The 22,216-nt window shown below is 71.3% G+C and carries 15 protein-coding genes and 1 other RNA gene; 13 read left to right on the forward strand and 3 right to left on the reverse strand.

Annotation, left to right across the window (positions count from 1 at the left end):
• Positions 1 to 91: 91 nt before the first annotated feature.
• The 7 genes from RWH44_RS11870 (at position 92) to ffs (ending at position 8,876) form a co-directional block, all read left to right on the forward strand.
• A complete protein-coding gene (locus RWH44_RS11870) occupies positions 92 to 1,024 on the forward strand; it encodes an ROK family protein (protein WP_316004728.1) in 933 nt (310 codons plus the stop codon).
• 13 nt (positions 1,025 to 1,037) lie between these two features.
• Positions 1,038 to 2,282, forward strand: a complete 1,245-nt coding sequence (locus tag RWH44_RS11875; RefSeq protein ID WP_316004961.1) for an ROK family transcriptional regulator — start codon at positions 1,038 to 1,040, stop codon at positions 2,280 to 2,282.
• A 136-nt stretch (positions 2,283 to 2,418) separates the two neighbouring features.
• On the forward strand, positions 2,419 to 3,777 hold the full coding sequence (locus tag RWH44_RS11880) for an extracellular solute-binding protein (protein WP_316004729.1): 1,359 nt from the start codon (positions 2,419 to 2,421) through the stop codon (positions 3,775 to 3,777).
• A 2-nt stretch (positions 3,778 to 3,779) separates the two neighbouring features.
• Positions 3,780 to 4,712: a carbohydrate ABC transporter permease gene (locus tag RWH44_RS11885; protein ID WP_298873596.1), complete on the forward strand. Its 933-nt coding sequence runs from the start codon at positions 3,780 to 3,782 to the stop codon at positions 4,710 to 4,712.
• Complete coding sequence (locus tag RWH44_RS11890) at positions 4,709 to 5,620, forward strand: carbohydrate ABC transporter permease (protein ID WP_298873594.1); 912 nt, start codon at positions 4,709 to 4,711, stop codon at positions 5,618 to 5,620. Before RWH44_RS11885 ends, RWH44_RS11890 begins: the two co-directional genes overlap by 4 nt.
• Before the next feature lie 29 nt (positions 5,621 to 5,649).
• Positions 5,650 to 8,676, forward strand: a complete 3,027-nt coding sequence (locus tag RWH44_RS11895; protein WP_316004730.1) for an alpha-mannosidase — start codon at positions 5,650 to 5,652, stop codon at positions 8,674 to 8,676.
• A 103-nt stretch (positions 8,677 to 8,779) separates the two neighbouring features.
• Positions 8,780 to 8,876, forward strand: an RNA gene (gene ffs / locus RWH44_RS11900) — signal recognition particle sRNA small type.
• A 50-nt stretch (positions 8,877 to 8,926) separates the two neighbouring features.
• Here ffs and RWH44_RS11905 read toward each other — a convergent pair.
• From RWH44_RS11905 to RWH44_RS11915, 3 genes are all read right to left on the reverse strand, one after another.
• Positions 8,927 to 9,712: a COG4705 family protein gene (locus tag RWH44_RS11905; RefSeq protein ID WP_316004731.1), complete on the reverse strand. Its 786-nt coding sequence runs from the start codon at positions 9,710 to 9,712 to the stop codon at positions 8,927 to 8,929.
• A complete protein-coding gene (locus RWH44_RS11910) occupies positions 9,709 to 10,341 on the reverse strand; it encodes a DedA family protein (protein ID WP_298873591.1) in 633 nt (210 codons plus the stop codon). Before RWH44_RS11910 ends, RWH44_RS11905 begins: the two co-directional genes overlap by 4 nt.
• Positions 10,342 to 10,476: 135 nt before the next feature.
• Entirely contained in the window at positions 10,477 to 11,154 is a 678-nt protein-coding gene (locus tag RWH44_RS11915; RefSeq protein ID WP_298873590.1) for an NUDIX domain-containing protein, read from the reverse strand.
• Positions 11,155 to 11,242: 88 nt separating this feature from the next.
• Between RWH44_RS11915 and pta the strand changes: the two genes are divergently transcribed.
• The 6 genes from pta (at position 11,243) to recR (ending at position 22,192) form a co-directional block, all read left to right on the forward strand.
• Positions 11,243 to 13,387, forward strand: a complete 2,145-nt coding sequence (gene pta, locus RWH44_RS11920) for a phosphate acetyltransferase (RefSeq protein ID WP_316004732.1) — start codon at positions 11,243 to 11,245, stop codon at positions 13,385 to 13,387.
• Complete coding sequence (locus tag RWH44_RS11925) at positions 13,384 to 14,610, forward strand: acetate/propionate family kinase (RefSeq protein ID WP_316004733.1); 1,227 nt, start codon at positions 13,384 to 13,386, stop codon at positions 14,608 to 14,610. Before pta ends, RWH44_RS11925 begins: the two co-directional genes overlap by 4 nt.
• A 104-nt stretch (positions 14,611 to 14,714) precedes the next feature.
• Entirely contained in the window at positions 14,715 to 15,449 is a 735-nt protein-coding gene (locus tag RWH44_RS11930; protein WP_316004734.1) for an HAD family hydrolase, read from the forward strand.
• Between the two features lie 121 nt (positions 15,450 to 15,570).
• On the forward strand, positions 15,571 to 18,108 hold the full coding sequence (locus tag RWH44_RS11935) for a glycoside hydrolase family 65 protein (RefSeq protein WP_298873570.1): 2,538 nt from the start codon (positions 15,571 to 15,573) through the stop codon (positions 18,106 to 18,108).
• 464 nt (positions 18,109 to 18,572) lie between these two features.
• The gene (locus tag RWH44_RS16110; protein ID WP_437127292.1) at positions 18,573 to 21,599 is read left to right on the forward strand and encodes a DNA polymerase III subunit gamma and tau; all 3,027 of its coding nucleotides are present in this window, start codon (positions 18,573 to 18,575) and stop codon (positions 21,597 to 21,599) included.
• Positions 21,599 to 22,192, forward strand: a complete 594-nt coding sequence (gene recR, locus RWH44_RS11945) for a recombination mediator RecR (protein ID WP_056229546.1) — start codon at positions 21,599 to 21,601, stop codon at positions 22,190 to 22,192. The genes RWH44_RS16110 and recR overlap by 1 nt, the downstream gene beginning before the upstream one ends.
• The last annotated feature ends 24 nt before the right edge of the window (positions 22,193 to 22,216 follow it).

The following is a 22,216-nucleotide window of genomic DNA, read 5'->3' on the forward strand; positions in this document are numbered from 1 at the left end:
GGGCTGGAAACGGTGCGGTGCACAGGCGTCACTCGGCGGATGCTCGGGCCCCTAGGATCGGGGAGCGTTGGTCCACCCGAGGAGCCCGCGCATGTCGCACACCACCCCGTCCCTGCCCGCCGTCACGCACGTGCTCGCCGTCGACATCGGCGGGACGAAGGTGGATGCCGCCCTCGTCTCTCTCGCCGGCGAGGTCGAGCGGGCGAGCGTGACCCGGCGACCGACCGGGCGCAGTGCCGACCGCGACGAGATCGCCCGCAACATCCGCGAGGCCGCCGTCGCGGCGCTCGCCGCCGTCCCCGACGCCCGCGTCGGCGCGATCGGCGTGGGCAGCGCGGGCCCGGTCGACCTCCCCTCGCGCTCCGTCTCGCCGCTGAATCTGCCCCTCGCCGCCGGTCTCCCGATCGACGAGGTGCTCGGCGGCCTCGTCGACGGTCCGATCCGCCTCGCGCTCGACGGCACGTGCATCGCGCTCGCCGAACACTGGCGCGGCGCTCTCGTGGGCTGCGACGACGCGATGGCCATCGTGGTCTCGACCGGCGTGGGCGGCGGACTCATCCTGGGCGGAGCGCCCATCCCCGGCGCCAGCGGCAACGCGGGGCACCTGGGCCAGACGTTCGTGCGCACCATCGAGGGCGACGAGGTCGTGGCATCCACCCTCGAGGCGGTCGCTGCGGGCCCCGGGACGGTCGCCTGGGCGCAGTCCCAGGGCTGGGAGGGCGAGACGGGACTCGATCTGGCCGCCGCCCACGCGGCGGGGGACGCGATCGCGATCGCGGCCGTCAGCCGATCGGCCATCGCCGTCGGGCAGGCGATCGCGGCGGCGGCGACGCTGTGCGACCTCGAGGCCGTCGCCATCGCGGGCGGCTTCTCGCAGGTGGCCCCCGACTACATCGACCAGGTGCGCGCGGCCGCCGAGACGGCGTCGCTGCACGCCTACGCGCGCCGGTGCCGCATCGTCGGCTCGGGGCTCGACGGCGACGGCCCCCTCCTGGGCGCGGCGGCGCTCGCACTGCAGTCCTGAGGCCGGGTCTACCCTGAGACCGAGGGACCGCGCCGCGGGCCGGCGAGTGAGGGCGGGGAACATGCGTACGGGTTCCAACCTGCCCGCCGTCGGCGAATACAACCAGACCCTGGTGCTCGACCTCATCCGGCGCTCGCCGGAGGGGCTGAGTCGGGTCGAGCTCTCGGCGCGCACCGGTCTGAGCGCGCAGACGCTGAGCAACGTCACCCGCCGCCTCGCCGACGACGGGTTGATCATCGAGGCGGGCAAGGTCATCTCCGGCCCCGGCAAGCCGCGGACGCTGCTCAAGCTCGAGCCGCGCTCGCGGTTCGCCGTCGGTGTGCACCTCGACCCGGTCGTCGACACGATCGTCGTGGTCGACATGGCGGGCGAGGTGATCGCGCACGACGAGATCCCCGGGCTCCGCGAGGTCGCTCCCGGAGCCCTCGTGACGGCCGTGGCTGCGGCCGTCGACGCGATCGTCGACCGTGCGAACGTGCCGCGCGAGCTCGTGCTCGGGGTGGGCGTCGCCGCCCCCGGACCCTTCGACGCCCGCGGGGGACGCCTGCTCGACCCGCCGCTGCTGCCGCAATGGCACAACGTGAACGTGCGCGAAGACCTGGGCGCGGCGACCGGGCTGCCCGTCATCGTCGAGAAGGACGTGACCGCCGCCATGGTCGGCGAGATGTGGTTCGACCGCTCCGACGTGCTCAGCGACGCGATGTTCCTGTACTACGGCGCCGGTGTCGGCATGGGGCTCGCGGTGGCGGGCGCCCCCGTGCGCGGGCGCACCGGCAACGCCGGGGGCATCGCCCACGTGGTGGTCGATCCGGAGGGCCCGCTGTGCGCGTGCGGGTCGCGCGGGTGCCTGGGTGTGTCGATCGAACCCCGCGTGCTGATCGCGGAGGCGGGATACGTCGGGGGAGATCCGCGGTCCGACCTCGATCGCCTCGTGCGCGACGCGCGCGACCCGGGTCATCCGGCCGCCGGGGTGCTGCATCGCGCGGGGGAGCGCATCGCGCGTGCTCTGGTCATCACCAACAACCTGCTCGACGTCGACGAGGTCGTGCTGGGCGGACCGGTCTGGGAGCGCCTCGCCGGAGTGCTCGCCGACGTCGTCGCCGAGCGGGTGGCCTCGGATCCCGCGTCGACGGCGACGCTGCCGATCATCGTGCGGCGGTCCGTGGTCGGTGTCGACGTCGCCGCCGTGGGGGCCGCGTGCCTCATGCTCGACGGGGCGTTCGCCGCGCGTCCGGCCCGCATGATGATCGCTCTCTGACCCCGCCGCTCGCGCCGAGCGTCGGGCGTGTCCCGATCGTTACCGACGGCGGGACTCTTCGACTTGCCGAGTTAGTCCATTTGATTTATAAAAGGTTCTGGCGACGCGGTGTCTCCACCCGAGCAAGGGAGCTTCCATGAAGAAACTGACGATGGCGACCGGTCTTCTGACCGCCACCGCCCTGACCGTGGCTCTGGCCGGCTGCTCCGGTGGCAGCGGCGACGCGGCGGACTCGAAGACGATCCGTGTGGCGTACCAGACCACGGCGACGTTCAACCAGATGCAGACGCTGATGGAGAACGCGAAGAAGCAGTACGAGGCCGCCCACGAGGGCATGACGGTCGAGCTCGTCCCGATCCAGGCCGAGGGCGCCGACTACTACACGAAGCTCGCGCTGATGAACAAGTCGGCCAGCACCGCTCCCGACGTGCAGTACGAAGACACGTTCAAGATCCAGTCCGACGCCGCGGCCGGCTACCTCCTGCCGCTGGACGATTACCTCGCGAAGTGGGAGGACTGGTCCCAGTTCGCCGACGGCGCCAAGCAGGCCGGCCTCGGAGCCGACGGCAAGACCTACGGCGTCTCGCTCGGCACCGACACCCGCGGTCTCTGGTACAACAAGGCCCTCTTCGAGGCCGCCGGCATCTCCGTGCCGTGGCAGCCCAAGACCTGGGACGACGTGCTCTCGGCCGCCGAGAAGGTCAAGGCCTCCAACCCCGACGTCATCCCGATCAACGTCTACTCGGGCAAGACCGCCGGCGAAGCGGCATCCATGCAGGGTCTCGAGATGCTCATGTACGGCACCGAGGACACCCTCTACGACACCGACAGCAAGAAGTGGGTCGTCGGCAGCCAGGGCTTCAAGGACTCGCTGCAGTTCGTCAGCGACGTCTACCAGGGCGGTCTCGGACCGTCGCTGCAGCAGGCTCTCGACCCCAACATCTTCACCAGCGTGACCGCCGACTGGCTGCCCTCGAGCAAGCTGGCCATCGCCCTTGACGGCTCCTGGCAGTCGGCCGCGTGGGTCGACGGCGGCACCGCCGCGTGGCCCGAGTGGAGCGACGCCCTCGGCATCGCCGCGATGCCCACGCAGAACGGCCAGGCGCCCGGCACCACCAGCATGTCGGGTGGATGGACCCTCGCGATCGGCAAGAACACCAAGAACGCCGACGCCGCGTGGGACTTCCTCTCCACCGCCGTGAACAAGGACAACGCCACCGCCTACGGCATCGACAACAGCCAGATCGCCGTGCGCGCCGACGTGGCCGAGTCCAGCGAGTACCTCGACGCCAACCCGAGCTTCAAGACCTTCTCGAGCTTCGTCGACACCACCCACTTCCGCCCCGCGACCGAGGACTACGACAAGATCTCGAACCAGATTCAGGTCGCCATGGAAGCCGTCATGACCGGCCAGTCCAGCGTGGACGACGCGGCCGCCGCCTACGACCAGGCCGTCATCGGCATCGTGGGCGAAGACAACACCCAGCAGGGCTGATCGTGACCGCCCTGGCTTCCCCCGGGGCGACCGGAACCGGCCGGGGGTCGCGCGTGAAGACGCGCGGCCTCCGGTCGTCGGCCCGGGCGCTCCCCCTCCTGCCGGCGGCCCTGCTGCTGGCCGTCTTCCTTCTCGGCCCCATCCTGGTGTCGCTGTGGGGCTCGCTCACCAACGCGACGCTGTCGGGATCGACCGCCGTCGCCAGCGACTTCGTCGGCTTCGACAACTACATCCAGCTCTTCAAGGCCCCCGACTTCCCTGTCGCGGTCGTCAACACGATCGTCTTCGTGTTCTTCTCCGCCGTGATCGGCCAGAACGTCCTCGGTCTGGCCCTCGCCCTGATGATGCGCTCGGGCAACCGCGTGGTGACGGCCGTCGTCGGCACCATCGTCGTGACCGCGTGGGTCCTCCCCGAGATCGTCGCGGCGTTCGCCGCATACGCGTTCTTCCGCGACAACGGCACCCTCAACGCCGTGCTCGCCGTCTTCGGCGTCGAGCCCGTCAGCTGGTTGTTCACCCTGCCGGTGCTCATGGTCATCTTCGCGAACATCTGGCGCGGCACCGCGTTCTCGATGATGGTCTACTCCGCCGCGCTGTCCGACGTCCCTCCCGAGATCACCGAGGCGGCCGAGGTCGACGGCGCGAGCGGCTTCAAGCGCCTCATCCACGTCACCATCCCGATGATCCGCTCGACCATCGGCACGAACTCGATGATCGTCACCCTTCAGACCCTGTCGGTGTTCACGCTCATCTTCGTCATGACCGGTGGCGGCCCCGGCACCAAGAGCACGACGCTGCCGATCCTCGCCTACCAGCAGGGTCTGAAGTTCGGCGAGCTGGGCTACGGCACCGCGATCGCCACGATCATGCTCGTCATCGGCGCGGTCTTCTCCTTCTTCTACGTCCGCGCCCTGCGCGAGGAGGTCTCGTCATGAGCGCCACCACGACCCTCCCCGAGGTGACCGGCCGTACCCGGTCGGCCGCGCGGGTTTCGAAGAGCGCGAAAGCGTCGCTGTCGTCGCCGCGCACCCGGGCCCTCCGCGTGCTGAGCAACACGCTGCTCATCGTGATCGGCATCCTGTTCGTCGTTCCGCTCATATGGCTGGTCACGGCCTCGCTCGACGCGCAGCCGACGCTCGCGATCAAGATGCCCGAGGTGATCACCCTCGACAACTTCGCCGCGGTGATGAAGCCCGACCTGCTGTTCCTCCCGCTGTGGAACAGCGTGCTGCTGGCCGGCGGCACCGCGATCGCGACGGTCGTGCTCGCCTCGCTGGCGGCCTACCCGCTCTCGCGGTACAAGATGCGCGTCGGAAAGCCCTTCCTCTATGCGGTGCTCTTCGGCACGTGCCTGCCGATCACGGCGATCATGGTGCCGGTCTACAGCCTGTTCGTGCAGCTGAACCTCATCGACTCCGTCGGCGGCACCATCCTCTTCCTCACCGCGAGCGCGCTGCCGATCGCGATCTGGATGATGAAGAACTTCATGGACGGCGTGCCGGTCGAACTCGAGCACGCGGCCTGGATGGACGGCGCGGGATCGATGCGCACGCTCGTGCAGATCGTGCTCCCGCTCATGCGCCCCGGGATCGCCGTCGTGTTCATCTTCACGTTCATCCAGGCGTGGGGGAACTTCTTCGTCCCCTTCGTGTTGCTACTCAGCCCCGACTACCAGCCGGCCGCGGTCAGCATCTTCAACTTCTTCGGGTCGTTCGGAGCCGTGGCCTACGGCCAGCTCGCGGCCTACTCGATCGTCTACTCCCTTCCGGTCCTCGGCCTGTACGTCCTCGTGCAGCGCGGACTCGGCGGCACCTCGGCCCTGGCCGGCGCCGTCAAGGGCTGACCCGTCCCCCCAGACAAGGAACACACCCCATGCACGACCGCACAGCGCTCATCGAGATGCGCATCGAACGCTTCATCCGCGAGCGTCTCGCTCCCTCCGTCTACCGCCTGCGCCAGCCGCTCACCGTCTCCGCGTGGGTGGCGCCGGGCGAGCCCGTCACCTTCGCCGAGGCGCGGGATGCCGACTACCGCCCGTTCGCGATCGGCACGCCGTGGGGCCGGGCATGGGGGACCACGTGGTTCGCCGTCGCGGGGGAGATCCCCGCCGAGTGGCGCGACGACGCGGGTGCCCTCCCCGAGGGCACCGTCGCCGAGCTCGTCATCGACCTCGGCTTCACCGCCGGCCAGAGCGGCTTCCAGTGCGAGGCGCTGGTGTGGAACCGCGACGGAGCGCCCATCAAGGGCGTGTCGCCGTTCAACAACGCCAGCCCCGCCGCGGTCGACGCCGAGGGCCGGGTCGACGTGCTGGTCGAAGCGGCATCCAACCCCGACGTCGGCAGCCTCTTCACCTTCGAGCCGACGCCCGTGGGCGACCCCGCCACCGCGGGGGAGGCTCCTCTCTATGTGCTGCGCGAGATGTCGATCGGCCTCCGCGACCTCGCGGTGTGGAACCTGCTGCAGGATTTCCGCCTCCTCCACGGCCTCATCGCCGAGCTCGACGCCACCTCCGCGCGCCGCGCGACCCTGGTGGAGGGGATGGATGCCGCGATCGACGCCGTCGATCCGCACGACGTCAGCGGCACGGCGCAGGCCGGTCGCGACGTGCTGGCCCCGCTGCTCGCGGCGCCCGCGGCATCCAGTGCCCACGTGCTGCACGCCGTCGGTCACGCGCACATCGACTCCGCGTGGCTGTGGCCGGTGCGCGAGACGGCGCGCAAGGTGTCGCGCACGTTTAGCAACGTGCTCTCGCTCATGGACGAGGATCCCGAGTTCGTCTTCGCGAGCTCGTCGGCGCAGCAGTTCGCCTGGATGAAGGAGCACTACCCGGCGCTCTGGGAGCGGCTCAAGGCGCGCGTCGCCGAGGGACGCTTCGTGCCCGTGGGCGGCATGTGGGTCGAGTCCGACACCAATATGGTCGGCGGCGAGGCCATGGCTCGGCAGTTCGTCGAGGGCAAGAGCTTCTTCCTCGAGGAGTTCGGCATCGACACCGAAGAGGTGTGGCTGCCCGACTCGTTCGGCTACAGCGGAGCCCTGCCGCAGATCATGAAGGCCGCCGGCGCCCGGTGGTTCCTCACGCAGAAGATCTCGTGGAACGAGACCAACCGCATCCCGCACCACACCTTCCGCTGGGAGGGCATCGACGGATCGCGCATCTTCACGCACTTCCCGCCGGTCGACAAGTACAACTCCGAGGTCACCGCGGCCGACCTCGCGCACGCCGAGCGCAACTTCGCCGACAAGGGACGCGCGCGCACCTCGCTCCTGCCGTACGGCTTCGGCGACGGCGGTGGGGGACCCACGCGCGAGATGACCGCGACGATCGCCCGTGCGCACTCGCTCGAGGGCGCGCCGATCGTGAAGCACTCGACCCCGCGCGAGTTCTTCGAGACGGCCGAGGCGGAGTACGCCGACCCGGCCGTGTGGGCGGGGGAGCTGTACCTCGAGTTCCACCGCGGCACGTACACGAGCCAGCTGCGCACCAAGCAGGGCAACCGCCGCAGCGAGCACCTGCTGCGCGAGGCGGAGCTGTGGGCCGCCACCGCCACCGTGCGCACCGGCGCCGCCTATCCGGCCGACGCGTTCCAGCGCCTGTGGCGGCTCGTGCTGCTGCAGCAGTTCCACGACATCCTGCCCGGCACCTCGATCGCCTGGGTGCACCGGGATGCCGAGCGCAACTACGCCGCGATCCAGGCCGAGCTCGAGCAGATCATCGCCGACAGCCTCCGCGCCCTCGTCGGCGAGGGCGACCGCACGCTGCTCGTCAACGCCGCGCCCCACGCCCGTGCCGGCGCCCCGGCCCTGGGCATCGCGTCGGCGCCGGGTATGCGCGACGTCACCCCTCGCGCCGAGGGCGACGGCTTCGTCCTCGACAACGGCATCGTCCACGCCGTGATCGACGCCCGGGGTCTGCTCATCTCGCTCGTCGACGTGGTGACCGGCCGCGAGGTCGTGCCCGCGGGCCAGGTGGCAGGACTCTTCGAGGTGTTCCGCGACACGCCCACCCAGTGGGACGCGTGGGACATCGACGAGACCTACCGCCGCCACGCCACACGCCTCGACAGCGCCGACGTCGTGCGCGTCGACGGCGACGCGGTCGTCGTGGAGCGCTCGATCGGCGACTCCACGATCGTCACGCGCTTCGCGCTCGCCGCGGGCGCGCGGACCGTGCGTCTGTCGCTGGACGTCGACTGGCACGAGCAGCAGAAGCTGTTGAAGCTCGGCGTGCCGGTCGACGTGCACACCGACCGGGCGGCATCCGAGATCCAGTTCGGACACATCGTGCGCCCGACCCACACGAACACCTCGTGGGACTCGGCGCGCTTCGAGACCGCCGCGCACCGATGGGTGCGGGTCGCGGAGCCGGACTTCGGCGTCGCCGTGACCAACGACTCCACCTACGGGCACGACATCACCCGCCACGAGCGCGACGGCGGCGGCACCTTCTCGCTCGTGCGCCTGTCTATCATCCGCTCGGCGATGTTCCCCGACCCGGGGCAGGACCAGGGCGCGCACCACCTCGAGGTGGGCATCGTCGTGGGGGCAGACGTCCTCGACGCCGTCGCGGAGGGCTACCGCACGAACCTGCCCGCGCGGACGGTGACGGATGCCGCGGCGGAGACCGTGGCGCCCCTGGTGGCCATCGATGCTCCCGGTGTCGTGGTCGAGGCCGTGAAGCTCGCGCAGGACGGGTCGGGCGACGTGGTCGTCCGTCTCTACGAAGCCCTGGGGGAGCGCACGCAGGCGCGTCTCGAGGCCGGCTTCGACGTCAGCCGCGTGAGCGAGACCGACCTGTTGGAGCGCGACGTGGATGCCGCCGCGATCACCGACACGCAGGGCACGATCGTGGATCTCGAGCTGCGGCCGTTCCAGCTCGTGACGGTGCGGTTGTCGCGCTGACCGTCCATCGACATGCGGCCGGGGTGCGATGCGCACCCCGGCCGCTTCGTCGTTCGGACGATCTCCGCGGGTGGGAGCGGCCCCGCGGGTCGGGTAGGCTGTACTCGGCTCTCCGCGTGGCGGTATCCCGGCCAACTCCCCCAGGACGGAAACGTAGCAAGGGTAACCAGGCTCTATCGGGTGCGCGGAGGGTCTTTTTCTTTGCCCGGATGCCGGGCGGTCCCGAGACGGTGGGTCCTCTCGTGGGTCCTCAGGTGCCGGATTCGCGGCGGAGGGGTCCGTTGCTCACGGAAGAGCCGCGCGGGAGTCCGGCTCCCACGCTCAGCGCCGACACCAGCAGCACGATGAGCACCAGGGTGATGCCTCCGACCGTTCCGGATCCCCACCCGAGGCCTCCGCGTCCCGGCTCCACGCCGAGCCAGTCCGCGATCGACGCCCCGAGCGGGCGCGTCACGACGTACGCGGCCCAGAACCCCACGACCGGCCCCGCGAGCCGGGCGGAGCGCAGGCCCAGGATGACCGCCATCACCGCGGCGAAGAAGAAGGCCCCGCCGAGGTAGCCGAGGTCGGCGGTCGAGGCGAGCAGGTCACCGGCGGCGGTACCGGCTGCGAAGGTCGTGATCACGGCGGCCCAGTACAGCAGTTCACGTCGATCGGTCGTGACGTCGTGCACGTCGACCGAGCCCTCCGCGCGGTGCCAGACGACGAAGACCACGGCCAGCGCCAGAAGGAACACCGGCGTCGATACCGCGTACGGGATGCCGAGGGCGACGTGGACGACGTCGGCGGCCATCGTGCCGAAGATCGCCACCATCGACACCGCCGCCCAGTACATCGCCGGGACGTAGCGGCGCAGGCGCAGTTGCGCGCCCAGCACGACGACGAAGACGAGCGCGGTCAGCAGGACGGTAGGCACGGGGTCGAATCGCGTCACGAGGAAATCGGACACCGCTTCACCCATCCCGGTCGTCAGCACCTTCACGACCCAGAACGACGCGGTGGGTTCGGGAACGCGCGAGCGCGACTGTCGGTTCATGCCCCGGTTTCCTCTGCGGCGCGGGCGGCGCGTCGCCGTCGCCGCACCGCCGCGATGACCACCGGCAGCACCGATACCGCGACGATCACGATGACCAGCACGTCGATGTTGTGGGCGACGAACGGGATGCCGCCCAGCAGCACGCCCACGAGCGTCATCGCGCACGACCATCCGACGGCGCCGACGGCGTTCCACACCAGGAAGCGGCGGTAGGGCATGTCGGCTGCGCCGGCGACGAGGGGGACGTAGGTGCGCACGATGGGGACGAAGCGGCCGACCACGAGCGACAGGCCGCCCCACCGGGCGAAGAAGGCCTCGGCCTCGGCGAGACGGGCGGTGGTCAGCAGCCGCGCGTCGTCGCGGAACAGGCGCCGCCCGAACCGGCGGCCGAGCCAGAAGCCCACCTGATCGCCCGCCAACGCGGCGAGCGAGGCGACGAGGGCCACCTGCCAGGCGGCGATGCCGAGGGGGTCGCTGAGGATCGCCGCCGTCACCAGCAATGAATCGCCGGGCAGGAAGGGGAACAGCACCCCCGACTCGATGAACACCAGCAGGGCGATACCGGCGAGCACGTAGGGGCCGAACGCCTGCAGCACGGATGCGGCATCGAAGGGGTTCAGGGCGGTCACGGGCGATCCTCCGATCGTCGGCGGAGTCCGCCGCGGCGTCGGGGGCGCGCGCCCCGACCGAGACGAGCCTAGAGAAGCCTCACCCAGACGGCGCCAAGAATCGACGGCGCGAGGGGGTGAGGTCTTCCGCGGGGGTCAGCGCCGGCGGGCGAACGGTCCGTCCAGCACCGCCCACTGCAGCAGCATGATGGTCTTGGCATCCTGGATCGATCCGTCGCGGATCATCGACAGGGCGTCGTCGATGTCGTATTCGAGGATCTCGATCTCCTCGTCCTCCTCCGCGAGGCCCCCGCGGTCGCCCTGGCGCCTGGATCCGTCGTAGGCGGCCGCGAAGAAGTGAAGGCGCTCCGTGACCGATCCCGGGCTCATGTAGACGTCGAAGACGTGCTCGACCTCGTCGACGCGGACACCGGTCTCCTCCTCCGCCTCGCGGCGGATCGCCGTCACCGGATCGTCGTCGTCGAGGAGCCCCGCCGCGGTCTCGATGAGCATGCCGTCGGGGTGATCGTTGACGTACACCGGGTAACGGAACTGGCGGGTGAGCAGGACGGTGCGACGGGCCGGGTCGTAGAGCAGGATCGTCGCGCCGTTGCCGCGGTCGTAGGTCTCGCGCGTCTGCGTGCTCCACAGGCCGTCGTCACCGCGGTAGCGGAACGTGGTCGCGCGCAGCACATGCCAGCCTGCGGCGAGCAGACGCACGTCGGCGACCTCCACGCGCGGGTTGCGGTCGAGGTCGAGACCCGTGAGGTGTAGGCCGGTGCGGCCACGGTGGTCGGGGACGGTCGTGCCGGGTCGTGCGGGCTCGGAGGTCACGAGGGCGAGCTTAGGCGTCGGTCGTCCGGATCACTCGACGCCGAAGCAACCCCGGAGCGGTGTCGGGGGCCCGCTCTAGGCTGGACGCGTGACGCAGAGCATCTACATCACGTCGGCCGAAGGTCATTCGGGCAAGTCCACCGTGGCCCTGGGCGTCCTCGACGCGCTGAGCCGGGTGACGCCGCGCGTCGGCGTCTTTCGGCCGATCTCGCGCTCCACCGCCGAGCGCGACTACGTGCTCGAGATGCTGCTCGACCACGACGGCGTCGACCTCGCGTACGACGACTGCGTGGGGGTCACCTACGACGACGTGCGCGACGACGCCGATGCCGCCCTCGGGCGCATCGTCGAGCGGTACAAGGCCGTCGAGGCGCAATGCGACGCGGTGGTCGTCATCGGCAGCGACTACACCGACGTGGGCAGTCCCGCCGAGCTCGCCTACAACGCGCGGATCGCCGCCAATCTCGGCGCCCCGGTCCTGCTTGTGCTGGGCGGGCGCGCACAGCAGGGGCAGGGCGAGACCCTCGGCCTCTCGGTCGCCCGCACCCCGCAGGAGGTCGGCCAGATCGCGACCCTCGCGGTCTCCGAGCTGCTGCACGAGCGCGCCGAGGTGTTCGCCGCGATCGTCAACCGCGCCGATCCCGATCACCTCGACGAGATCATCGCCTCCGTCCGCCACATCATCGACGCGGCTCCCGTGCGCCCCACCGGCGAGCGTCGTGCGGTGCCCGTGTGGGCCCTGCCCGAAGACCGCTTCCTCATCGCCCCCTCCATGCGCGGCGTGCTGCGCTCGGTCGAGGGCGAGCTCATCAAGGGCGACCCCGAACTGCTCACCCGCGAGGTCCTGGGTGTGGTCGTCGCCGGCATGTCGATGGTCAACGTGCTGCCGCGCCTCAAAGAGTCGGCGGTGATCGTCATCCCGGCCGACCGCACCGAGGTGCTGCTGGCCACGCTCCTGGCCAACGCCTCGGGGACTTTCCCCTCGCTGGCCGGCGTCGTCCTCAACGGCGGGTTCGAGCTGCCCGACGCGATCGTGCGGCTCATCGACGGCCTCGGCTCCCCGCTGCCGATCATCGCCACCGACCTCGGCACCTACGACACCGCCGTGCGCATCATGAACACGCGCGGGCGCCTCGCGGCCGACTCGCAGCGCCGCTACGACACCGCGCTGGCCATGTTCGAGCGGCACGTCGACACCGAACTGCTCACGCGGGAGCTGGGCATCGCCCGCCCCAGCGTCGTCACCCCGCTCATGTTCGAGTACGGCCTGGTCGACCGGGCGCGCGCCGACAAGCGCCGCATCGTGCTGCCCGAGGGCACCGACGACCGCGTCCTGCGTGCGGCGGCGACCGTGCTCTCGCGCGGCATCGCCGACCTCACCATCCTCGGCGAACCGATCGAGGTGCGCGGCCGCGCGATCGAGCTCGGCATCGACATCCGCGACGCCGAGGTGCTCAGTCCCTTCGACGCCGTGCACGTCGACAAGTTCGCCACCGAGTACGCCCGGCTCCGCTCCCACAAGGGCGTGACCTACGCCCAGGCCGCCGACACCGTCACCGACGTGTCGTACTTCGGCACGCTCATGGTGCACCTGGGCCTCGCCGACGGCATGGTCTCGGGCGCCGCCCACACGACCGCCCACACCATCCGCCCGGCCTTCGAGATCATCAAGACCGCTCCGGGCGTCTCGGTGGTGTCGAGCGTGTTCCTCATGGCTCTCGCCGACCGCGTCCTGGTCTACGGCGACTGCGCCGTCATCCCCGATCCCACCAGCGAGCAGCTCGCCGACATCGCGGTGTCCTCCGCCGCCACGGCCGAGCAGTTCGGCATCGAGCCGCGCGTGGCGATGCTGTCGTACTCGACGGGAGAGTCCGGCACCGGCGCCGACGTCGAGAAGGTGCGCACCGCGACCGCCCTCGTGCGAGAACGCGCGCCCGAGCTGCTCGTCGAGGGACCGATCCAGTACGACGCCGCCGCCGACGCGGCGGTCGCCCAGGCCAAGATGCCCGGCTCCCAGGTCGCCGGTCGCGCCACGGTCTTCGTCTTCCCCGACCTCAACACCGGCAACAACACCTATAAGGCCGTGCAGCGCTCGGCCGGCGCCGTCGCGATCGGACCGGTGCTGCAAGGGCTCAACAAGCCCATCAACGACCTGTCGCGCGGCGCGCTCGTCGACGACATCGTCAACACCATCGCGATCACCGCGATCCAGGCCCAGGGGAGCCCCGAATGAGCGTCGTGCTCGTCGTCAACAGCGGATCGTCGTCGTTCAAGTACCAGTTGCTCGACATGGCGCGGGAGCAAGTGCTGGCCTCCGGCCTGGTCGAGCGCATCGGCGAGCCCACCGGGGTCGCGAAGCACACGATCCTCGCTCTCGCGTCTGCTGAGGGCCCGGCGCCGACGGTGACGGATGCCACGTACACGATCGAGCGCGAGATCCCCGACCACACCGCCGGCTTCGCCGTCATGCTCGAGGCCTTCGCCGCGCACGGACCCGCGCTCGACGCGCACCCGCCGGTCGCCGTGGGCCACCGCGTCGTGCACGGCGGGGCGCGCTTCTTCGCCCCCACCGTCGTCACGCCGCTGGTCGAGATCAACATCGACGAGCTGTCCGTGCTCGCGCCGCTGCACAATCCCGCGAACCTCGCCGGCATCGTCGCGGCCAAGAAGGCCTTCCCCGACGTCCCGCACGTGGCCGTCTTCGACACCGCCTTCCACCAGTCGCTCACCCCCGAGGCCTACACCTACGCGATCGACCGCGAGATCGCCGAGGCGCATCGCATCCGCCGTTACGGGTTCCACGGCACCAGCCACAAGTTCGTCAGCGAGGCCGCTGCGGCTTTCGTCGGGCGCCCGCTCGGCGAGCTGAAGCAGATCGTTTTCCACCTCGGCAACGGCGCGTCCGTCGCGGCGATCGAGGGCGGCCGGTCGGTCGACACGTCGATGGGTCTGACCCCGCTCGAGGGGCTCGTGATGGGCACGCGCTCGGGCGACCTCGACCCCGCCGTGCTCCTGCAGCTCGCCCGCCGCGCCGACATGTCGACCGCCGACCTCGACACCCTGCTCAACAAGAGGTCCGGTCTGCTCGGCATCGCGGGGGTGTCCGACATGCGCGACATCCAGGAGCGACGGGATGCCGGCGACCCGGCCGCACGGCTCGCCTTCGACGTCTACATCCACCGCCTGCGGGCCTACGCGGGCGCGTACCTCGCCCAGCTGGACGGCGTCGATGTCATCTCGTTCACCGCGGGAGTGGGGGAGAACGCCCCCGCCGTCCGGGCGGAGGCGATGGCCACCCTGGGCTTCGCCGGCGTCGAGATCGACCCCGAGCGCAACGCGGCGCGGGAGCGCGGCATCCGTCGCATCTCCACCGATGCCTCGCGCGTCGAGGTGCTCGTCGTGCCGACCGACGAAGAGCTCGAGATCGCCCGGCAGACGCTGTCGGTCACGGACTGATCCATCGCGCCGCACTACGCTCGTCGCGTGGGGCCTCGTCCCGATATCCGCGACGCGTGCCGAACACCGCCCCCGAGTCCGCCCCACCTGAACCGGAGCCCGCCGTGACCGACACCGCAGACCTGCCCGACCTCACGTCCTTCGACGGCGTGCTGTTCGACCTCGACGGGGTCCTCACCCCCACCGCCGAGGTGCACATGCGCGCGTGGAAGACGATGTTCGACGAGCTCTTCGCGGCGTGGAAGATCGAGCCGGCCTACACCGATCGCGACTACTTCGAGTACGTCGACGGCAAGAAGCGCTACGACGGCGTGGCCAGTCTGCTGCGCAGCCGCGATGTCGAGGTGCCGTGGGGCGACCCGTCGGACGACCCGAGCGAAGACACCGTCTGCGGGGTGGGCAACCGCAAGAACGAGGTGTTCTCGCGCATCCTCCGCAGCGAGGGCATCCGGCCCTACCCCGGGTCCATCGCCCTCCTCGACGTGCTCCAGGCCGCCGGCACCCCGATCGCCGTCGTGTCGAGCTCGAAGAACGCCGTCGAGGTGCTCGAGGCCGCGGGCCTGCGCGACCGGTTCCCCGTCGTGATGGACGGCGTGGTCGCCGAGCGCGACCACCTGGCATCCAAGCCCGCCCCCGACGTGTTCGCCGAGGCGGCTCGCATGCTGGGCGTCGATCCCGCGCGGTCGGTCGCGGTCGAAGACGCCCTCAGCGGCGTGCGATCGGCCGTCGCGGCCGGGTACGGCGTCGTGGTGGGCGTGGACCGCGGCGTCGGCGCCGACGACCTCTCCGCAGCCGGCGCGACCGTGGTCGTCGACGACCTCTCCGCGTTCGTAGACTGAGCCGTCGCCTGCGCGCGACGCCCCCGTCGCCGTTCCCGAGCGGCGAGACCGTGCACCACCCGTGCCGACGACTCGATGCCGTCGCGCTCCGACCTGAACCCGCCACCGGAAGGCACGCCCGATGATCGATCGCGATCGCTTCCCCATCGACGAGTGGCGACTCGTCGAGACCCAGTTCTCGCTCGACGACGTGGGGGTCACCGAGACCCTCTTCGCCGTCGGCAACGGCTACCTGGGCCTGCGCGGCAACTCCATCGAAGGACGCTTCGCCCTCGAGCAGGGCACGTTCATCAACGGCTTCCACGAGACCTTCCCGATCCGTCACGCCGAGCAGGCCTACGGCTTCGCCGAGGTCGGCCAGACGATCATCAACGCACCGGATGCCAAAGTCCTGCGCGTCTACGTCGACGACGAGCCGCTCTCGCTCGACGTCGCCGACGTGCGCGAGTACGAGCGCGTGCTCGACATGCGCCAGGGCATCCTCCGCCGCGACATCCTGTGGGTGACGCCCTCGGGCAAGCGCGTGCGCATCCAGGACGAGCGCTTCGTGTCGTTCGACGAGAAGCACCTCGCCGTGCTGCGCCTGACCGTCACCGTCCTCGACTCCGACGCGCCGGTCACCGTCAGCAGTCAGCTGCTCAACCGCCAAGACGGCGAGGGCATCTACGGCGGCTCGCCGATGGCAACCCCGCAGTCCGGGTTCGACCCGCGCAAGACCGAGAAGCTCAGCGATCGCGTGCTCCAGCCGCGCGAGTACTGGCAGGACGGCGAACGCTCGGCCCTGAGCTACGAGGTCAGCGAATCGGGCATGACCCTGGCCGTCATCGCCGACCACCTCGTCGACACGCAGAACGAGTACACGTCGCGGCGTCTGATCGAGCCCGACATCGCGAAGAACGTCTACCGCGTGCACGCGCGCGCCGGCGTGCCCACCACCATCACCAAGCTGGTGAGCTACCACACGTCGCGCGGCGTGCCCACGGGCGAGCTCCTCGACCGCTGCCGCCGCACCCTCGACCGCGCCGTCGAGACGGGCATCGACCGCCTCGTCGAGCAGCAGATCGCCTGGTACGCCGACTTCTGGGACCGCTCCGACGTGCGCATCGGCGGCCACGGCGACCTGCAGCAGGCCACCCGCTGGTGCCTGTTCCAGCTGGCGCAGGCCGCGGCCCGCGCCGACGGCCAGGGCGTGCCCGCGAAGGGCGTGACCGGGTCGGGGTACAGCGGCCATTACTTCTGGGACACCGAGGTCTACGTCCTGCCGTTCCTCGCGTACACGTCGCCGCTGTGGGCGCGCAACGCCCTGCGCATGCGCTATCTGATGCTCCCCGCGTCCCGCAAGCGCGCGCACCAGCTCAACGAGGCCGGCGCCCTCTTCCCCTGGCGCACGATCAACGGCGAAGAGGCCTCGGCGTACTACGCCGCCGGCACCGCGCAGTACCACATCAACGCCGACGTCGCCTTCGCCCTCGCGAAGTACGTCCGCGCCACCGGCGACGAGGAGTTCCTGGCCCGCGAGGGCGTCGACATCGCCGTCGACACGGCGCGCCTGTGGTCGACGCTCGGCTTCTGGCGCTCCAGCGACGCCGCCGCCGACGGTGAGCACGACTCGTTCCACATCCACGGCGTGACCGGGCCCGACGAGTACACCACCGTCGTCAACGACAACCTGTTCACCAACGTCATGGCGCGCTTCAACCTCCGCTTCGCCGCGCGCACGGTGCGCGACCTCGCCGAGAACGACCCCGAGGCCTACGCGCACATGGCCGACCGCATGAACCTCGACCCCTCGGAGCCCGAGCGGTGGGAGAAGGCGGCCGAGGCCATGCACATCCCGTTCAGCGAGGCCCTCGGCATCCATCCCCAGGACGCCGTGTTCCTCGAGCGCGAGATCTGGGACCTCGAGAACACCCCGCCCGACCAGCGTCCGCTGCTGCTGCACTTCCACCCGCTGGTGATCTACCGGTACCAGGTGCTCAAGCAGGCCGACGTGGTGCTCGCGCTGTTCCTCCAGGGCAATCACTTCACGGATGCCGAGAAGCTCGCCGACTTCGAGTACTACGACCCGCTGACCACCGGCGACTCCACGCTGTCGGCGGTCGTGCAGTCGATCCTCGCCGCCGAGGTGGGCTATCAGGACCTCGCGTTGGAGTACTTCCGCCAGGCCGCGTTCGTCGACCTCGGCGACCTGCACCACAACGCCTCCGACGGCGTGCACGTCGCCTCGGCCGGTGGGGTGTGGACGGCGCTCGTGAGCGGCTTCGGCGGCATGCGCGACCACTTCGGTCGGCTGACCTTCGACCCGCGCCTCCCGGCCGACTGGCCGGAGCTGTCGTACGTGCTGCACTGGCACGGCACGCGGCTCGACGTCACCCTCACCGCCTCGGCCCTGACGCTGCGGGCCGGGGGAGAGGGCGGCACGGTCGCTTTCGCGGTGCGCGACGTCGACTACACCGTGGCGCCGGGCGAGACCGTTCGCGTGGCCCTGCACGGTCAGGGTCCGGTGCGGCCGGGCCGTCCGTCCATCCGCCAGCTCGAGGGCTCGGTGCGCGAGGACGGCACCCTGCTCTCGGCATCGGTGCCCATCGTCACCGCGACGATTCCCATCGTGAGCGACGACGAATCGCCCATCGCGGTGGGTCTCGACGGCGGCTTCTGACTCCCGCTCGGACGCGGCGTCACTCCTTCGGGGGTGTCGCCGCGTTCGTCGTCGCGGCGGCGGGAACGGTCGTCTCCCGCTTCGAGGGGGCATCGGACGGCCGGCCCCGGGACGTCGACGTGGGCCGTCGAGAACCGGGGATCCGCTGAGAGCAGGACGGATGCCGTGCGATCGGCCTGCCCCGGGGTGATTCCCTGTTCCGGGGCCGGGGCCGGGGCCGGGGCCGGGGCCGGGGCCGCGGGCGTGCGGCGACGCGCGGGACGTTTCGGCCGCACGACGTGCGATGGTTCGCGGCGTCGCCCGAGCGGCGCTGGTCGCCGGGAGCAGGGGATCCGCCGAGAACAGGACGGATGCCGCGGGCATCGGCCTGCTCCGGCGCGATCTCCTGTGCCGGCGCGCGCGGTGCGCACCCGGTCGGGGTCGGTCCCGGGAGCGATGTCGGAGGGACGCCGTAGGCTGGAGGGGTGACGACAGCCCTGTACCGCCGATACCGCCCCGAGGCGTTCGGCGAGATGATCGGGCAGTCGCAGGTGACCGAACCGCTCATGACCGCCCTGCGCAGCGACCGCGTGGGTCACGCGTATCTGTTCTCCGGTCCGCGCGGCTGCGGAAAGACCACGTCGGCCCGCATTCTGGCGCGCTGCCTCAACTGCGCGGCCGGTCCCACCGACACCCCCTGCGGCGTGTGCGACAGCTGCGTCGAGCTCGGTCGCGGCGGCGGCGGATCCCTCGATGTCGTCGAGATCGACGCGGCGAGCCACAATGGCGTCGACGACGCGCGCGACCTGCGGGAGCGGGCCATCTTCGCGCCCGCCCGCGACCGCTTCAAGATCTTCATCCTCGATGAGGCGCACATGGTCACCCAGCAGGGGTTCAACGCCCTGCTGAAGCTCGTCGAGGAGCCCCCCGCGCACGTGAAGTTCATCTTCGCGACCACCGAGCCCGAGAAGGTGCTCGGCACCATCCGCTCGCGCACCCATCACTATCCGTTCCGCCTCGTCCCGCCCGCGGCCATGCTCGAGTACGTGCAAGAGCTCTGCGAGAGCGAGGGCGTCGGCGTCGAAGCGGGAGTGCTGCCGCTCGTCGTCCGCGCCGGGGGAGGGTCGCCCCGCGACACGCTGTCGCTGCTTGACCAGCTCATCGCCGGCAGCGACGCGGATGCCGAAGGCCACGTGCTCGTGCGCTACGAGCGAGCCGTCGCGCTGCTGGGCTACACGCACTCCGAGCTCCTCGACGAGGTCGTCGACGCGTTCGCCGCCGGAGACGGGGGAGGGGCGTTCGCCGCGGTCGACCGTGTCGTGCAGACCGGTCAAGACCCGCGCCGCTTCGTCGACGACCTGCTCGAGCGCCTGCGCGATCTGATCGTCGTGGCCGCCACCGGCGCGGGGGCCTCGGCCGTTCTGCGCGGCATCCCCGACGACGAGCTCGAGCGCATGGCGCGACAGGCCACCGCCTTCGGCGTGCATCGCCTCTCGCGGACGGCCGACCTCGTGGTCGCCGCGCTCGACGAGATGACCGGGGCCACCTCTCCGCGTCTGCAGCTCGAGCTCCTCGTCGCCCGCGTGCTCACCCACGCCGGCGTCGCGCAGGGCACCGCCCCGGCGACAGCCCACGATCTCGACGTCGCGCACGCAGGAGCCTCCGCTCCCGTCGCTCCCGCGACCGGGCGTCCGGCCTCGCCCGCCGCCGACATCGCCGCCCCCGGCGTCGCCGATCGGCACAGCGGGCGAGCGACGCCCATCCCGCGTGTCGCCGCTCCCGCGGCCGCGTCGCCCGCGATCGCGTCGCCGGGCGCACCGCGCATCGCCGCCCCCGGCGTCGCCTCGCCGAGCGTTGCCGCGCCGAGTGTCGCCGCGCCGACCGTCGCCTCGCCCGCCGTCGCCTCGCCCGGCGCGTCACCGAGGGTGGCGTCGCCTGGCGTCGCCGCCCCGACCGTGGCGGCCCCCGACGCGTCGCCGAGGGTGGCGTCGCCCGGTGTCGCAGCGCCCACGGTGGCGTCGCCGGGTGCCGCACCCGCGGCGTCGCCCGTAGCCGCACCGACCGTGGCCGCACCCGGCGATGCATCGACGGTCGCGTCTCCCGCTCCCGCGTCGGCGCCCCCGGCTGCTCCCGGTATCGCCGACCCCGGCGCGACGTCGGACCGGTCGCAGACGGATGCCGCCCCGCCCGCAGTCGCGAGCCCGCGGGGCGCTCACGCGGCTTCCGCCCGCCCGGAGACTGCGCCGAGCGCGTCGGCGACGCCCGCCGGCTCCGAGCCGTCTCTCGCCGACGACGACGACGCGCCGCCGCCGTTCACCGACGACGATGCACCACCGCCCTTCGACGACGACGGCGACGCGCACCCGTTCGACCTCGCCCCGACGCCCGGTTCGCAGGTCGCGCCGGCGCCGGCACCCGGTGCATCGCGCTCCGCTGCGGAGGGCGCACCGTCTACCGATGCGAACGCCCCCTCCGACGCATCCGCGTCCGAGCCGAGTGCGCCGTCCGAGGCGGCCGCCACCTCCGAGGCGACCGCGGCCTCCGAGGCGCCAGCCCCCGCTGAAGCGACGCCCCCGACCACGTCGACCGGGAGCCCCGGCACTCCTGAGGCGTCCGCGCAGACCTCCCGTGCGGCGCGTCTCACCCCGGCATCCGACCGTCCGATGTCATCCGCACCGACGGACGCCAGCGCCCCCACCGACGACCCCACGCCTCTCGAGCCGACCGCGCCGACCCCGCCCGCGATCCCCGTCGGCCCGATCGAACTGGGCCACGTGCGAGACGCGTGGCCCGAGGTGCTCGGCCAGCTCGAAGTCTCGAGCAGGTCGTCGTGGTTGGTGGTGTCCACGGCCACCGTCGCCGCCTTCGACGCCGACGTGCTCACCCTGGCCTTCCGCACCGCGGCAGACCTGACGGCGTTCAAGACCCGCACCCCCGAGGGCGGTCCGAGCGAAGACCTGCGTCAGGCGATCCAGGCGGTCCTGGGCGTTCGCGTGAAGTACCTCGCGCGCCTCGACGGCGATGGCGGCCCGGGCGGCTCCCCGCGACGACCGGCCGACGCCCCGTCGTCCGGACCGGGGATCACCCGTAGCCCGGTCGCTCCGGCATCCGGTCCGCGAAGCCCGTCGACCTCGGCGCCCTATGCCTCCTCGGTGACGGAGTGGGCGGTCGCCCCCATCCCGTCGTCGGACGGGGGAGCGCCCACCGCCCTGGCCGTCGACGACGAGCCCGACGACGCGGTGGTCGAACCCGCGCAGACCGCGCCGCCCTCCGGTGCGGTGCTGCCCCCGCGCGAGGTCGCGCCGTCGGTGTCCGCGCCCGATGAGGTCGACGACGACGACGTCATCCCGCCCGCCGACGAGACCGAGGCGCCGCTGCCTCCCGTCGTCGTGCCCCGCATGGCTCCGCTTCGCGGCGGCGTGCAGCGCTACGGCGAGGCCGTGGTGCGGCAGATGCTCGGCGCCACGTACGTGCGCGACGAACCCTACGAGCCCCCGACGAGGTTCAGCTGATGTACGACGGCATCGTCCAAGACCTGATCGACGAGTTCGGGCGGCTGCCCGGGATCGGCCCGAAGTCGGCTCAGCGCATCGCGTTCCACATCCTGCAGTCGCCGTCGTTCGACGTCTCGCGTTTGTCGACGCTGCTCGGCGAGATCCGCGACAAGGTGAAGTTCTGCGAGATCTGCGGCAACGTCTCCGAGCAGGATCGCTGCTCCATCTGTCGCGACCCCCGGCGCAACGCCACCCTCATCTGCGTGGTCGAAGACGCGAAAGACGTCGCGGCGATCGAGCGCACGAGGGAGTTCCGCGGCCTGTACCACGTGCTCGGCGGGGCCATCAGTCCCATCGCGGGCATCGGACCCGACGACCTCCGCGTCACCCAGCTCATGCAGCGACTGGCCGACGGCACCGTGCAAGAGGTCATCCTCGCCACCAACCCGAACCTCGAGGGCGAGGCGACGGCCACCTACCTCAGCCGGCTGCTGCACACCCTCGAGATCCGCGTCACGCGCCTGGCATCCGGTCTCCCGGTCGGCGGCGACCTCGAATACGCCGACGAAGTGACCCTCGGTCGCGCCTTCGAAGGGCGTCGCACGCTCTGACCGCCCCTCCATCGCGTCGAGCCG

The sequence above is a fragment of the Microbacterium phycohabitans genome (assembly GCF_032464935.1).
In the GTDB taxonomy this organism is placed as follows: Bacteria; Actinomycetota; Actinomycetes; order Actinomycetales; family Microbacteriaceae; genus Microbacterium; species Microbacterium phycohabitans.

Coding starts and splice junctions, on each gene's coding strand:
- RWH44_RS11870 (WP_316004728.1), top strand. CDS start 92: ATGTCGCACACCACCCCGTCCCTGCCCGCCGTCACGCACGTGCTCGCC.
- RWH44_RS11880 (WP_316004729.1), top strand. CDS start 2,419: ATGAAGAAACTGACGATGGCGACCGGTCTTCTGACCGCCACCGCCCTG.
- RWH44_RS11890 (WP_298873594.1), top strand. CDS start 4,709: ATGAGCGCCACCACGACCCTCCCCGAGGTGACCGGCCGTACCCGGTCG.
- RWH44_RS11895 (WP_316004730.1), top strand. CDS start 5,650: ATGCACGACCGCACAGCGCTCATCGAGATGCGCATCGAACGCTTCATC.
- RWH44_RS11905 (WP_316004731.1), bottom strand. CDS start 9,712: ATGAACCGACAGTCGCGCTCGCGCGTTCCCGAACCCACCGCGTCGTTC.
- RWH44_RS11925 (WP_316004733.1), top strand. CDS start 13,384: ATGAGCGTCGTGCTCGTCGTCAACAGCGGATCGTCGTCGTTCAAGTAC.
- RWH44_RS11935 (WP_298873570.1), top strand. CDS start 15,571: ATGATCGATCGCGATCGCTTCCCCATCGACGAGTGGCGACTCGTCGAG.
- recR (WP_056229546.1), top strand. CDS start 21,599: ATGTACGACGGCATCGTCCAAGACCTGATCGACGAGTTCGGGCGGCTG.